At 71.0% G+C, this 15,327-nt stretch carries 7 protein-coding genes and 1 tRNA gene; 7 read left to right on the top strand and 1 reads right to left on the bottom strand.

The features are described 5' to 3' along the window. Positions 1-191 precede the first annotated feature (191 nt). From AB0D14_RS27650 to AB0D14_RS27620, 7 genes are all read left to right on the top strand, one after another. Positions 192-2,717, top strand: a complete 2,526-nt coding sequence (locus AB0D14_RS27650; protein ID WP_362784118.1) for a protein kinase — start codon at positions 192-194, stop codon at positions 2,715-2,717. 221 nt (positions 2,718-2,938) lie between these two features. Next, positions 2,939-3,136, top strand: coding sequence for a hypothetical protein (locus AB0D14_RS27645; protein WP_362784115.1), 198 nt, complete (start codon positions 2,939-2,941; stop codon positions 3,134-3,136). Between the two features lie 360 nt (positions 3,137-3,496). Further along, positions 3,497-6,298, top strand: coding sequence for a type I DNA topoisomerase (gene topA, locus AB0D14_RS27640; protein ID WP_362784112.1), 2,802 nt, complete (start codon positions 3,497-3,499; stop codon positions 6,296-6,298). A 224-nt stretch (positions 6,299-6,522) separates the two neighbouring features. Then, positions 6,523-9,753, top strand: a complete 3,231-nt coding sequence (gene tmk, locus AB0D14_RS27635; protein WP_362784110.1) for a dTMP kinase — start codon at positions 6,523-6,525, stop codon at positions 9,751-9,753. 213 nt (positions 9,754-9,966) lie between these two features. Beyond that, positions 9,967-11,172, top strand: a complete 1,206-nt coding sequence (locus AB0D14_RS27630) for a DNA polymerase III subunit delta' (RefSeq protein ID WP_362784107.1) — start codon at positions 9,967-9,969, stop codon at positions 11,170-11,172. A gap of 202 nt (positions 11,173-11,374) precedes the next feature. Further along, complete coding sequence (locus tag AB0D14_RS27625; protein ID WP_362784104.1) at positions 11,375-12,976, top strand: alpha/beta hydrolase; 1,602 nt, start codon at positions 11,375-11,377, stop codon at positions 12,974-12,976. Between the two features lie 156 nt (positions 12,977-13,132). Then, positions 13,133-13,206, top strand: a tRNA-Thr gene (locus AB0D14_RS27620). Positions 13,207-13,347: 141 nt separating this feature from the next. Here AB0D14_RS27620 and AB0D14_RS27615 read toward each other — a convergent pair. Next, positions 13,348-14,946, bottom strand: a complete 1,599-nt coding sequence (locus tag AB0D14_RS27615; protein ID WP_362784101.1) for a site-specific integrase — start codon at positions 14,944-14,946, stop codon at positions 13,348-13,350. Between the last annotated feature and the right edge of the window lie 381 nt (positions 14,947-15,327).

The following is a 15,327-nucleotide window of genomic DNA, read 5'->3' as shown; positions in this document are numbered from 1 at the left end:
CCCCGGGGGCGGCCCCGGCGAGTCGGCCCGGAGGCTACGGATGATGCGTATCTGTTCCCATGAGTCGGATGTGCCGGTTCTGGCAGGATTGGTCCGCAAAAGGTCTCCTGTCAGTGGCACGTGCGAAGCTACCTTCGAGAGACAGAACTGACGCGTCCTCGGGGGAGGCGCGCTGTCTCGGGGGAGGCTGTATGTCGGGGGACACACCGGGCCGGGGTGAAGGCAGGCTGATCAGCGGGCGGTACCGGCTGCTGCGCACACTGGGCGCGGGCGGTATGGGTCGCGTCTGGCTGGCGTACGACGAGGAGTTGGCCTGCGAGGTCTCCATGAAGGAGATCAATCTGCCGGATCTGCCGATGGAATCGGCGGAGTCCGAGAGCGGGGGCTCTCCTGATCGCACGGACCCGAAATCTCAGGAACGCATCGCCCGGGCCCGCAGCGAGGCACGGAACGCGGCGCGGCTGCGTGGCCATCCCCATGTGGCGACCGTGCACGACGTGTTGATGTACGAGGGGCTGCCCTGGATCGTCATGGAGTTCGTGCCGGACGCGGTCGATCTCCAGACGGTCGTCCGGCGGTCGGGGCCGCTGACACCCGAACAGACGGCCCGGATCGGGCTCGGGGTGCTCGGCGCGCTCACCGCCGGACACCGGATCGGGATCCTCCACCGCGATGTGAAACCCGCCAACATCCTGCTGGCCCCGGACGCCTCGGGCGATCCGTACGCGCGCGTGCTGCTCACCGACTACGGGATCGCGCTGCAGCCCGAGTCCCGCGAGCCCCGGCTCACCGCCACGGCCGGCATCCTCGGCACGCCCGGCTACCTCGCACCGGAGCGGGCCCGCGGCGAGCCGCCCACACCGGCCGCCGACATGTTCTCCCTCGGCGCCACGCTGTACGCGACGGTCGAGGGGCGCGGCCCGTTCGACCGGCACGGGGAGTTCGCGACGTTCACGGCCCTGCTCAGCGAGGAGCCCACCCCGCCGGAGCGGGCAGGTGAACTGGCGCCGGTGCTGCACGGCTTGCTGGTGAAGGACCCGGTGCGCAGGTTCTCGCCGGAGGCGGTGGCGCGGGGCCTGGAGCGGGTGGTGCAGACCCCGCGGGGCGGGGTCTTCGGGCCACCGCCCGGGATGCTGCCGGGCGGCGGGGCGGCGGCTCCCGGGGACGGGCCGCCGTGGTCGACACCGACCCCGGGATCCGCCCAGGGAGCCGCCCCCGGACCCGCGTTCGGGCCCGTTCCTGGGGCGGGGCAGCCCGGCGCGGGCACGCCGGGGTCGGCGCCCGGGGCGGGGCAGGGCGATCCGTGGGGCAGGCCGCAGACGCCCGGTTTCGCGCCCGGCTCCGGGCCGCCCGGTTCGTGGCAGGGGGCGGAGACGCCCGGGTCGGCGCCCGCGGCAGGAAGTCCGCCGCAGTTCCCGGCCTCGCACACGCCTCAGGGCGCGCCCGCACCGAACACGCCCCAGAGCCACAGCACTCCGCAGACGCCTCCGCAGACACCGCACACTCCGGGCACTTCTTCTGCGCAGAGCCCGCCGGGCGCGGCGCAGGGCTCCTGGCAGGGGCCCGGGTCGCGGGGGCCGTACGAGCCCTGGAATCCCTATGCGGGCGGGTCTCCCTCGGCGTACGCGGGCAGCGGCTCTCCCCAGTCCGCCCAGTCCTCCCAGCCCTACGGGAGCGCCGGTTCCGCCGCCTCGCCCTACGGGAGCCCGTCCACGCCGTACGCCGGCAACGGGGCCCCGCCCTACGGCAGCGGTCCGGCGACGGTCAGCAGCGGCGGGGCCGGTGGTGACCAGGGCGGCCGAGGCGGCGGCGAGCGGCGTCGCAAGCTGCCTGCCGGAGCGGTCGTCGCGATCGTCGTGGCACTGGTGCTGGTGATCGGCGGCGCGTGGGCGGTCGTCACGCTCGGCGGTGACGACAAGAAGGAGCCGAAGGCCGGCGGGACGAAGCCGTCCTCGGCGGACGACAAAGGGCCCTCGGACGAGCAGACGGGGCCGGCTCTTCCGTACGGGCAACAGGTCGGACTCAAGAAGCCGTTGCAAGCCGGGGACTGTGTGAGGGCGGTCTGGTCGGGAGCGGCCTTCAAGTCGGTGCCGAACCTCGGCGTCGTGAACTGCGCGGACGACTGGCCGGACGGCCAGGTGGTGGCGGTGGACACGGCAGCCGACTACGCCGACGCCCGCGACGCGGGCTCCAGGCGCTGCGAGCGGCAGGGCGAGGACATTGCCGGGGCGCTGCCGGACGCGGACCTGTACGCCGTGCTGCCGACGAAGCGGGGGTTCGAAGCGGCCGACGGCGGTACGGCATGCCTCGTACTGGGACGGCATGCCGCCATCGGTGGCGAAGTGGGGCGTTTCCGGGACGACGGGACGAAGCTGTGGGTCGGTCAGATGAGCATCGGCGACTGCTGGGTCCTCAAGGAGCTGGAGGACACCTATGAGGCCCCGCTGACCGACTGCGCCAACCTGCACACCGACCAGGTGATAGGTGTCGTCCCGGCCCCGGCGAAAATGGACTACAAGAAGGGCGCCGCCAACGCGAACAAGCTCTGCAGCAACAAGTTCGAGTCGACGTGGGCGTCCGACCCGGAGCGTGTCGTCTACGGCTGGGTGGCCGACAAGAACGACTGGAACAACGGATTCACCAAGGCGGTGTGCACGGTGAGCCGTGCCGACGGCACGCAGACGAGCGGAAAGATACCGGCCCCCGGCGCGGTGTGACGGACTCCACCCGTGGGCGTGATCGGCTCCGAGCACGTGCGGTGGCCGGGCCTGTGCACGTGCGGTGGCCGGGCCCGTGCGGGCGGTGTGGTCGCGGTGTGAGCTATCCCGCATCGGGGCGCACGGAGTGGGTCGCCTTCCGTTCATCCACGGTTGGGGTCCCGGCTTCCCGGAGGTGCCAGGGTCCCGACCCAGGGTACGCAAGGGCGAAGGGACGAGCCATGGAGAGCGGACCGGCGATCTTCACGGGATCGGTGTTCGCCCTGTTCGGAGGCGGACTGCTGCTGTGGACCGCGGTCCGGCTCAGGCAGCGCGCCCCCGTCGCCCACGGGGTGAATCCCCTCGCTTCGGCGACGGCCGCGGGCTCGGCCGGGGCGGCCGCCCTACTCCTCGCCGTGTGGTGTTTCACTCGCGTCTGAGTGCCGCCCGCAGAAGCGCACGGGCCTGCTCCCGCTGCCCGGGAGGCGCCCGAAAGACGCCTCCTCCAAGTCCGGGAACCGCGGCTCCGGCGGCGGGCGCGGGCAAGATCCACACGTGCCGGATCCCACCTCCGCGGTAATTGAGAGGTCACGCTCCGGATACCCCGGAAACGGCAGGTCGGCACTCCGGGCGGCAGGAATGGCGGGAGTCGGGTTACCGTTCGAGTGGCCGTTGCGGGCTTTTCCCGTTTGACAGGGGGGCGGGATGTACCGTCACACTCCGCAGCGTCAGCATGACCCGACCCCCGGGTTCCAGGCCTGGGGCGAGACCCCCTGCGTCGACCGGAGAGAAGAGCGAAGTTGTCCCCGACCAGCGAGACCGCACACGGCGGCCGCCGACTCGTCATCGTCGAGTCGCCTGCCAAGGCGAAGACGATCAAGGGCTATCTCGGCCCTGGATACGTCGTCGAAGCGAGCGTCGGGCACATCCGCGACCTCCCCAACGGCGCCGCGGAGGTGCCCGAGAAGTACACCGGCGAGGTGCGCCGGCTCGGTGTGGACGTCAATAACGACTTCCAGCCGATCTACGTGGTCAACGCTGACAAGAAGGCGCAGGTCAAGAAGCTCAAGGAACTGTTGAAGGATTCCGACGAGCTCTTCCTCGCAACCGATGAGGACCGCGAGGGTGAGGCCATCGCGTGGCACCTTCTTGAGGTCCTGAAGCCCAAGGTCCCCGTCCACCGGATGGTCTTCCACGAGATCACCAGGGACGCGATCCGCAGCGCCGTCGCCAACCCGCGCGAGCTCAACCAGCGCATGGTCGACGCCCAGGAGACCCGCCGCATCCTCGACCGCCTCTACGGCTACGAGGTCTCGCCGGTCCTCTGGAAGAAGGTCATGCCGCGGCTGTCGGCGGGCCGCGTCCAGTCCGTGGCGACCCGCCTCGTCGTCGAGCGGGAGCGCGAGCGCATGGCCTTCCGCTCCGCCGAGTACTGGGATCTCACCGGCACCTTCGGCACCGGCCGTGCCGGTGACCAGAGCGACCCGTCGAACCTGGTCGCCCGGCTGACCGCGGTCGACGGCAAGCGCGTCGCCCAGGGCCGCGACTTCGACTCGGTCGGCCAGATCAAGAGCGCGAACACGCTCCACCTGGACGAGACGAACGCCCGCACGCTGGCCGCCGCCCTGGAGAACACGAACTTCTCCGTACGGTCCGTCGAGTCGAAGCCGTACCGACGCTCGCCGTACGCACCGTTCCGTACGACCACGCTCCAGCAGGAGGCGAGCCGCAAGCTCGGATTCGGCGCGAAGGCCACGATGCAGGTGGCGCAGAAGCTGTACGAGAACGGCTTCATCACCTACATGCGTACGGACTCCACGACCCTCTCGGACACCGCGATCACCGCGGCCCGGGCGCAGGTCACGCAGCTCTACGGCGCGAGCTACCTGCCGGACAAGCCGCGTACGTACGCCGGGAAGGTCAAGAACGCGCAGGAGGCGCACGAGGCGATCCGCCCCTCGGGTGACCGTTTCCGCACCCCGGCCGAGACCGGCCTGACCGGTGACCAGTTCCGGCTGTACGAGCTGATCTGGAAGCGGACCGTCGCCTCCCAGATGAAGGACGCGGTCGGCAACTCCGTCACCGTGAAGATCGCGGGTGCGGCCTCCGACGGCCGGGACGCCGAGTTCAGCGCGTCCGGCAAGACGATCACCTTCCACGGCTTCCTGAAGGCGTACGTCGAGGGCGCGGACGACCCGAACGCCGAGTTGGACGACCGCGAGCGCCGCCTCCCGCAGGTCGATGAGGGAGACCCGCTGTCCGCCGAGGAGATCACGGTCGACGGCCACGCGACCAAGCCCCCGGCGCGCTACACCGAGGCCAGCCTGGTCAAGGAGCTGGAGGAGCGGGAGATCGGCCGCCCGTCGACGTACGCGTCGATCATCGGCACGATCCTCGAACGGGGCTATGTGTTCAAGAAGGGGACGGCCCTCGTGCCCTCCTTCCTGTCCTTCGCCGTGGTCAACCTCCTGGAGAAGCACTTCGGGCGGCTCGTCGACTACGACTTCACCGCCAAGATGGAGGACGACCTCGACCGCATCGCGCGGGGCGAGGCCCAGGCCATTCCGTGGCTCAGGCGCTTCTACTTCGGCGAGGGCGAGGCGACCGGCGCCGCGGAGGCGGGCAACGGCGACGGCGACCACCTCGGCGGTCTCAAGGAGCTTGTCACCGACCTCGGCGCCATCGACGCCCGCGAGGTGTCGTCGTTCGCCGTGGCCGACAGCGACATCATGCTGCGCGTCGGCCGCTACGGCCCGTACGTCGAGCGTGGCGAGAAGGACTCCGAGAACCACCAGCGCGCCGACGTCCCCGAGGAGCTCCCGCCCGACGAGCTGACCGTCGAGCTCGCGGAGGAACTGCTCGCCAAGCCGAGCGGCGACTTCGAACTGGGGGCCGACCCGGAGTCGGGCCGCCAGATCATCGCCAGGGACGGACGCTACGGCCCGTACGTCACCGAGGTGCTTCCCGAGGGCACCCCGAAGACCGGCAAGAACGCCGTGAAGCCGCGTACGGCCTCGCTCTTCAAGTCGATGTCCCTGGACATGGTGACGCTTCAGGACGCGCTCAAGCTGATGTCGCTGCCGCGCGTCGTCGGCAAGGACGCCGAAGGCGTGGAGATCACCGCGCAGAACGGCCGCTACGGCCCGTACCTGAAGAAGGGCACCGACTCGCGCTCCCTGACGAGCGAGGAGCAGCTCTTCTCGATCACCCTCGACGAGGCCCTCGCGATCTACGCGCAGCCCAAGCAGCGCGGCCGAGCGGCTGCCAAGCCGCCGCTGAAGGAGCTGGGCGCCGATCCGGTCAGCGGGCAGCCGGTCGTCGTCAAGGACGGGCGCTTCGGACCGTACGTCACCGACGGCGAGACCAACGCGACGCTGCGCTCCGACGACAGCGTCGAGGAGATCACTGCGGAGCGGGGCTTCGAACTGCTCGCGGAGAAGCGGGCGAAGGGGCCGGCGAAGAAGACGGCCAAGAAGGCGCCCGCCAAGAAGGCGCCGGCGAAGAAGACGGCAGCCAAGAAGACCGCGGCCAAGAAGACCACCACCGCCAAGAAGACGACCGCGAAGAAGGCGACCGCCGCCAAGGCGACGCCCGAGGACTGAGCGGCTCCATAGAGCACCTCGCTCCACAGAGCACCGAACCGCTCCATATTCGGTGCTCTCTATCGGGTGGGTGCTCCATATTCGGTCGAGGACCGGTCCGGAGGCGGACCGGGTTCTTCACCTTCGGTTCGCCGAACGAGCGCCCTGGCACCTCTTGGTGTCGAGGGCGTTCGCATGTTCGGGGGCCTCTTCGAGGACGGGCCCCCTGCCGATAGGCTGGTGGAATGACGCGTGCCGAGCAGCCAACGGCCCACCAACCGGCCCCTGACGACGCCCTGGTCGCGGATTCGCGGGAGCGAGCCGTCCGGGCGCTGCTGCGTGTACCGCAACTGAGGCGGTTGTGGAGCGCCCAGCTGGTGGGTGGCGTCGGCGATGCCCTCGCGTTGCTCGTCCTGGTTCTGCTCGCCCTGCAGGCGGCGGTGCTCGACGGTTCCTTCGGAGGCGGCTACCGCGGAGTGGCCCTCGCCATGTCGGCGGTCTTCGGGGCACGGATCCTCGCGACGCTGCTCTTCGGGGCGGTACTTCTCGGCCCGCTCACCTCACTCACCTCCCAGGACGGTCCGCTCGACCGCCGCTGGACCATGGCCGGCGCGGACGGCGTACGGGCCGTGCTGCTGATCATCGCGCCCCTGTGGATCGACTGGACACCCGAGAACGCGCCGGCCGTGCTCCTGGTGACGGCGTTCGTGATCGGAGTCGCCGAGCGCTTCTGGACGGTGTGCCGTGAGAGCGCGGCTCCCGCGCTCCTGCCCACGCCGCCGCTGGAGGGCGCGACGGTACGGCCGCTGCCGGACCACATGGACGCACTGCGGCGCCTGGCACTGCGTACGGGCTTCGTCACGGTGCCCCTCGCGGCGGCGGCGCTCGTTGTCGCCGGGCTCGTCAACAATCTGCTGGGCGCCGGAGTCGCGTGGTTCGACCAGCACCAGGCGGCGCTCGCCTCGTACGTCTCCGCGGGCCTTTTCGCCGCCTCCCTGTCGATCCTCACCTTCCTCGAACTGCCCGACGCACGGACCCCCCGCGCGCGGTCGCCGCTCGAAGGGCTGCGCCGCCCCAAGACCGGTACAGGCATCGACAAGGGCCGCACGGGGGTCATCCCGCTCCTGGTGCTCGCCTGCGCGGCCGTCGCCGGTGCGATCGCGGCCGCTGTCGCCGTGGCCGTGCTGCACGCCAAGGACCTGGGCGGCGGCCCGGTGACGTACGGGCTGCTGGTGCTCGCGCTGACCGGGGGTGTCGCGATCGGCATCCGTACGGCGGCCAAACTGCTGCCGTCCCTGTCGCGCCGGCGCCTGCTCGCCCTGGCGATCGCCTTCACCGGGATCGCCCTGCTCGCCGCCGGGCTCGTCCCGGACGTCACCACCGAGCTGCTGATCGTGGGCCTCGCGGGCATCGGCGCGGGCGTCGCCGCGAACACCGGGCACGCGCTGCTCGACCAGGAGGCCGAGGACTACCGGCGGTCGCGTACGACGGAACACCTGCACGCGGTCGTACGGGTCTCCGTGGCCCTCGGCGCCCTGCTGGCCCCGCTGGTGGCGGCCGCCATCGGGCCGCACCGCCTCGAAAACGGCAAGTTCGTGTTCGCGCACGGGGGCGCCGCCTTCACGCTGATGCTGGTCGGCGCGCTCCTGCTGCCGGTCGCCGCACTGGTCCTCGCCAAGGCCGACGACCGCGCCGGAGTGCCCCTGCGGCACGACCTGCGCGACGCGCTGCGCGGCGGGGACGATCCGGTGCAGGCGCCCACCGACGCCGGGTTCTTCATCGCCCTGGAGGGCGGCGACGGGGCCGGCAAGTCGACCCAGGCCGAGGCGCTCGCGGAGTGGATCCGCGCCAAGGGACACGAGGTCGTGGTGACGCGAGAGCCGGGCGCCACACCCGTGGGGAAGCGGTTGCGGTCGATCCTGCTCGACGTGTCGTCGGCCGGACTGTCGCACCGCGCGGAGGCGCTGCTGTACGCCGCCGACCGCGCGGAGCACGTGGACACCGTGGTGCGGCCCGCCCTTGAGCGGGGCGCGGTCGTGGTGTCGGACCGGTACATCGACTCCTCGGTGGCCTACCAGGGAGCGGGACGCGATCTGTCCCCGACCGAGGTCTCCCGCATCAACCGGTGGGCGACGGACGGGCTCGTTCCGCATCTGACGGTTCTGCTGGACGTGTCGCCGGAGACTGCGCGGGAGCGGTTCACCGAGGCGCCGGACCGGCTGGAGTCGGAGCCCGCCGAGTTCCACGCGCGCGTGCGGTCCGGTTTCCTGACGCTGGCCGCGGCCGACCCGGGCCAGTACCTGGTCGTCGACGCGGGCCAGGAGCCCGAGGCCGTCACGACCGTGATCCGGCACCGGCTCGATGTGGTGCTGCCGCTCTCCGAGGCCGAGATCAAGGCCAAGGAGGAGGCCCGCAAGGCGGCCGAGGAAGAAGCCCGCCGACGCGCCGAGCAAGAGGCCGCCCGCAAGGCCGAGGAGGAGCGGCTGGAGCGCGAGCGCCAGGAACAGCTCGCCCGGCTGCGCGCGGAGGAGGAGGAGCGCAAGCAGCGCGAACTGGAGGAGGCCCAGCGGCGCGAGGCCGAGCGGCAGGCCGAGGAGGCCCACCAGCGGGCCGAGGCCGCACGCGTGCGTGCCGAGCAGGAACAGGCGCGGCAGCTCGCGGAGGAGAAGACCCGCGCGGCCGAGGAGGAGCGCCGGCGCAAGCAGGCCGAGGATGAGGCGCGGCTCCGGGCCGAGGCCGAGGAACGGCGCCTGGAGAAGCAGCGGAAGGCCGAGGAGGCGCTGGTCCGGGCCGAGGACGCGCGCAGGGCCGCCGCTGAGGCGGCTGAGGCAGCCGCCGCGGCTACGGCAGCCACGGCGACTGCTGCTTCCGAGATGGGGTCTGACGGTGGGTCTGCCGGGGCCGGCCGGTCGGCGAGTGCTCGTGACGACGAGAGCACGGTGCAGGTACCCGTCGTGACGCCCACGAACACGTTCGGTGGCCCGGCCGACGAGACGGCCGTCCTGCCTCCGGTGGCGCCACGGGACACCGGACGACCGGACACCGGACGGAAGGCCGGACCGAATGCCGAGGAGACGACCGAGCTGCCGCTGCCGCAGCCCCCGCACGCCCCGCAGGGAGCTGCTGACGAGACGGCCGTGCTGCCTCAGGTCCCTCAGGGCGGGCGTGGCCCGGCAGCGGACGAGACGGCGGTCCTTCCTCCGATACGGGACGACCGCGGCGGTGAGCAGGAGAACGGGCCCGCGGACCGGGTGCCTCCCGGGTACTCACGTGGTGGGCGGCCGGAAACAGGAGCCTCCGACGGCGGTACTCGTGAACTGCCCCAGGTCGACGCGCAGGGCGTGCCTCGGCGACGTCCCCGCTCGGACTGGGCGGAGGAGACGCCGCTGGACGATCTGCCGACGCTGGCCGACGAGTTGCTGGGCCCGCCCGACGACGACGAGCAGGACGAGGGGCGCGGGCGGCGACGACGCTGACGGCGGTGGGGCCCGCGCCGGCGGGGCGCGGGGCATGCGCGGTCGGGCGGTTGCACCGGCCGGGCGGTTGCCGGGCGAGGGCGCGCCCGGCCTCCTCTCCCGCCCGCTCGCCGGAGCCGGCCTCCGTACGCGGCCGCCACGGACCTCGTTGTCAGTCCCCTCCCGCACAATGGGACGCAGCAGGGCACAGGTGCGACGAAAGGGCGGCACCCCATGACCGTATGGGACGACCTGGTGGGCCAGGAGAAGGTGAGCGAGCAGCTCGCGGCTGCCGCGCGGGACGCCGATGCCCTGGTCACCGCGGTCGCGGCCGAGACACCGTTGCCCGAGGCCTCGAAGATGACGCACGCCTGGCTCTTCACGGGACCGCCGGGTTCGGGCCGTTCCACCACGGCGCGCGCCTTCGCGGCGGCCCTCCAGTGCACGAGCCCCGACCGTGCCCTCGGCGGAGCCCCCGGCTGCGGATTCTGCGACGGCTGCCACACGAGTCTGATCGGTACGCACGCGGACGTGCAGATCATCCGCACCGACCTCCTCTCCATCGGCGTGAAGGAGACCCGCAGCCTGGTCCGCCGTGCCCAGCTGTCCCCGGCGGTCGGCCGTTGGCAGGTCATCGTCCTGGAGGACGCCGACCGCCTCACCGAAGGCGCGGGCAACGTACTGCTGAAGGCCGTCGAAGAGCCCGCCCCCCGTACGGTCTGGCTCCTGTGCGCGCCCTCCCTGGAGGACGTGCTGCCGACGATCCGCTCCCGGTGCCGCCACCTCACGCTCCGGACGCCCCCGGTGGCCGCGGTCGCCGACGTCCTCGTACGCCGTGACGGCATCGAGCCGGACGTCGCGGCCGCCGTGGCCCGTGCCACACAGGGCCACATCGGGCGCGCCCGCCGTCTCGCCACGGACGAGCGGGCCCGCGCGCGCCGCGCCACCGTCCTCAAACTGCCTCTCCGGGTCGACGACGTGGGCGGCTGCCTCAAGGCGGCCCAGGAGCTGATCGACGCGGCCTCCGACGACGCCAAACAGGTAGCCGAGGAGACTGACGGGAAGGAGACCGAGGACATGAAGGCAGCCCTCGGCGCGGCGCAAGGCGGCCGTATGCCGCGCGGCACCGCGGGCCTGATGAAGGAGCTGGAGGACAAGCAGAAGCGCCGCAGGACACGTACGCAGCGTGACAGCCTGGACCTGGCCCTGATCGACCTCACGGCTTTCTACCGGGACGTGCTCGCCCTCCAGTTCGGCACGAATCTCGCCCTCTCCAACACGGAGATGCAGGACACGCTGGACCGGCTGGCCCGCGGGTCGTCGCCCGAGGCCACCCTGCGCCGGATAGAGGCGATCGCCGATTGCCGCGAGGCCCTGGACCGGAACGTGGCGCCGTTGCTGGCGGTGGAGGCCATGACCATGGCGTTGCGGGCAGGATGACGCGGTGACGCGGTGACGGAATGCTGCTGACAGCCGGCGAGGCAGACGCCGCCACGGCAGGCGCCGGCGAGGCGGATGCCGGCGAGACGGAGCGGCTGGCCCCGGCCGGAGGTTGCAGGCCCGCGGATTGACGCCGTCACTCGTACGAGGCGTACGTGCGACTCTGCGCGATCAATCAATCGCGCAGGGTTACGCTCATGCGATGTACACCAGGCGCCGGCCCAGGTCATCCCGGGCCCACCGATCCCTCCGTGCGTACGGCACCCTGTTCACCGTCGCCGGGCTCCTCGTCTCCGCCTGCTCCACGGGGAGTTCGACGAACTCCGCGAGCCCGGCCGGATCGGTGGCGCTGCGCGCGCTGCCCGAGGCCACCCCGTCCGCGCTGGCCCCGTACTACGGGCAGCGGCCGACCTGGCGCGCCTGCGGTGCCTCCGACTTCGAGTGCTCCACGCTGAAGGCCCCGCTCGACTACGCCGAGCCGGCCAAGGGTGACATCCGGCTGGCCGTGGCCCGTAAGAAGGCCACCGGACCGGGCAAGCGGCTCGGCTCGCTGCTGGTCAACCCGGGCGGGCCGGGCGGCTCGGCGGTCGACTACCTTCAGTCGTACGCCGGAATCGGCTACCCGGCGAAGGTGCGCGCCCGCTACGACATGGTCGCGGTGGACCCGCGGGGCGTCGCCCGCAGCGAGCCCGTCGAATGCCTCACCGGGCGGCGGATGGACGCGTACACGCAGACGGACACGACCCCCGACAACGCGCGCGAGACCGGTGAGCTGGTCGACGCCTTCAAGGAGTTCGCGGCGGCCTGCGGGGAGCACTCGGCGAGACTGCTGCGCCATGTGTCCACGGGCGAGGCGGCCCGTGACATGGACCTCGTCCGGGCCGCGCTGGGCGACAAGAAGCTGACGTACGTGGGTGCCTCGTACGGCACGCTCCTCGGGGCGACCTACGCGGGCCTGTATCCGGACCGCGTCGGCAGGCTGGTCCTGGACGGCGCGATGGACCCGTCCCTGCCCGCCCGGAAGATGAACCAGGACCAGACGGCCGGCTTCGAGACGGCCTTCCGGTCCTTCGCGAAGGACTGCGTACACGAGTCCGACTGCCCGCTGGGCGGGGCGGGCACCTCGCCGGAACAGGTCGGCGAGAACCTGAAGGCCTTCTTCCGGCAACTGGACTCCGCGCCCATCGACGCGGGCGACGCGGACGGCCGCAAGCTGGGCGAGGCACTGGCCACCACGGGCGTCATCGCCGCGATGTACGACGAGGGGGCCTGGCCGCAACTGCGCGAGGCCCTCACCACGGCCATGAAGGACGAGGACGGCGCGGGCCTGCTCGGTCTGTCCGACAGCTACTACGAGCGGGACGCGGACGGCCGGTACGCGAACCTCATGTCCGCCAACGCGGCGGTCAACTGCCTGGATCTGCCCGCAGCCTTCGCCTCCCCCGAGGAGGTCGAGAACGGCATCCCCGACTTCGAGAAGGCCTCGCCGGTCTTCGGCGAGGGCCTCGCCTGGGCCTCTCTGAACTGCGCCTACTGGCCGGTGAAGCCCATCGGCGAGCCCCGCAGTATCCAGGCGAAGGGCTCCGCGCCCATCGTCGTCGTTGGCACCACCCGGGACCCCGCGACTCCCTACTCCTGGGCCCGGGCCCTCGCCGCCCAGCTCTCCTCCGGAACGCTCCTCACCTACGACGGCGACGGCCACACGGCGTACGGGCGCGGCAGCGCGTGCATCGACTCCGCGATCAACCGCTACCTCCTCGAAGGCACCCCTCCACAGAACGGAAAACGCTGCTCGGCAACCTGATCCCCGAGCCGCTGGCAGTCCGCCAGCGAGCCTGCCGGGGGTGCGCCCGGGCCGGTCAGCAGCCGGTCCGGGGCCGGTCCGGAGCCGGTACGGAGCACCCCAGGAAACTGTGTAGACTTGCTGACGTTGCCGACCGCACCATAGTTCTGGCAGCGCGCCGCCTTAGCTCAGCTGGCCAGAGCAACGCACTCGTAATGCGTAGGTCTCGGGTTCGAATCCCGAAGGCGGCTCTGTAGAAGCCCCAGACTCTCACTCGCCGTGACCTGGGGCTTTTGCTTTTCTTTGACGGAGGAAGGCCCCTCCGAGTTGATCTCGGAGGGGCCTTCCTCGTCGTCTGCGTGAGCGAATGGGAACGCCCTGGGAACATGCCGTCAGGCAGCGTCCTGGTCGGGAACATCCTGGGCGTCGTCGCTGTGCCCGCTGCCCAGCTCCTCCTCCGGCTCGTCCTGCTCCTCCTCTTGTGTCGTGCTCTCGTTCTCGGCCGTGGGCTGTGGGATCACGCGCTTGCGTGCGCGAGGCACGACGGAGACGGTCGCTTCGGCGGCCTCGCGCTCGACCTCTGCCAGGACGGTGGTGTAGATGTCCGAGGTGACGCGGATCGAGGAGTGCCCGAGCCTGCGCTGGACGGCGACCATGGCTACACCAGCGCGCAGGGCGAGGGTTGCTGAGCCGTGCCGTAGGTCGTGAAGCCGGATCGGCGGCAGGTCGGCCCTCTTGTAGAGCCGCTCGAAGCGGTCCGAGAAGAACTGCGGGTGGTACTCCGTACCGTCCTCAAGGGTGAAGACCCGGCCGCTTTCGGTCCATTCGCCCGTGGTTTCGAGCCACTCGTTCTTCTCGGCTTCCTGGCGGTCGCGCCACCACCGCAGAAGGGCGACTGTGTCCTCATCCAGTGCGATGTCGCGGATGTTGTCGGACTTGGGGGCGTCCGAGTGCGGCTCGTACGCGACGGTGACGATCTCCTCCGTGATGTGGATGACGCCGGCGTCGAGTTCTACTTCGGACCAGGGAAGGGCGCATGCTTCCCCGCGGCGCAGGCCGAGGAAGGCGATGATGACCCACAGGGCGTAGAGCCGGTCGTACACCACTGAGTCGAGGAAGGTGCCGGTCTGCTCGGGGGTCCAGACCATGACAGGAGAAGGCTTCTTGCCGGTGTTGCGCCATGCCTCGACGCGGGCGGCGGTCCACTCCAGTGCTTTGGCCTTGCGTATGCGAGGCGTCCGGACCAGGGCCGCCCAGTTGTCGGTGACCATCCGGCGCTTGCGGGCGTCTTCGAGGGCTGAACTGAGGCTCATCTTGATGCGGTGCTGTGTTGCGGGACCGGTCTGACGGCGCGGGCGCGCGTGGGCGGCCTTCAACGCTGACTTGGCCTCGTTCCAGGTTTTCCTGAGCTGCGGGTCGCGAGGGGCGATGGCGTCGCGCCAGGCTGCGCCTGCCTTCTTCTCGGTTTCGCGGGCCAGTTGGGCCGCCTCCTGGTTGTTCTCCTTCACCCGGTTCTCGGCCTGGATGGCGGTGAACATCTCCTCTATGTGGCGGGGGCGCAGCTGGCGGAGTTTGATGTGGCCGAGGTGCGGGGTGAAGTACAGGCGGAGGTAGTCCTCGTAGCCGTTCCTGGTGGTGGCCTTGAGGTCGTGCTGGTTGTCGAGCCAGCGGCGCAGGTACTCGCCGACGGTCTCGTCGGACAGGACGTCGACTCCCGCCTGTGCGTCCCGGTAGACCTTGGCTGCTGCGGCGGCGGCTTGGTCCTGGGTCTTGAATCCGCCCTTTTTGGGGTGACGGCGCTTGCCGCCCGGGCCGGCGGGGATCTCGATGGAGTAGTACCAGGAGCCGTGGTCGCGCCGCTTGAGCTTGGGGCATCGCTTTTCCAGGTAGCCGATCTTTCGGGTGCCGTCCTCGTTGAGGATGGGTTTGCCTGCCTTGTCGGTGAGTGGGCCTTTGCAAGCGCACCGCTGGTAGGTCTTGTCCTTGAACACAGGTCTCCCCTGGTGGCTGGCTGTCAGCGGTCGTGCGGATGGTGTGGATCTCGGCCTGCGTGGTGTTGCAAGATCCGTCTTCATCCTGTTGGGGCTGTCGGACACTGTTGTAAAGTCAACTTCAAGTTGGCGCGGGGGAGATTGCGACCAACGACATGACTGCTCAGGAAGCGGGCGGGCAGGCTTCGGCCGGAGCGATGGGTTTGGAGGAGCTGTTTGCTCTTCCGGCCACGGTCAACGTGACAACTGCCGCACGGGCTCTGGGTATTGGCCGCGACAAGGCGTACGAGTTGATCCGCACTGGGGGTTTTCCCGTTCGGACACTCGCGCTGGGCGGCACGGTCCGGGTGCCGACGGCGGAGCTGTGGAAGGTCCTCGGCG

The organism is Streptomyces sp. NPDC048484 (assembly GCF_040651415.1).
GTDB lineage: Bacteria > Actinomycetota > Actinomycetes > Streptomycetales > Streptomycetaceae > Streptomyces.
The sequence above is the reverse complement of the archived record's forward strand: the minus strand, read 5'-3'. Positions and strand labels throughout refer to the sequence as shown.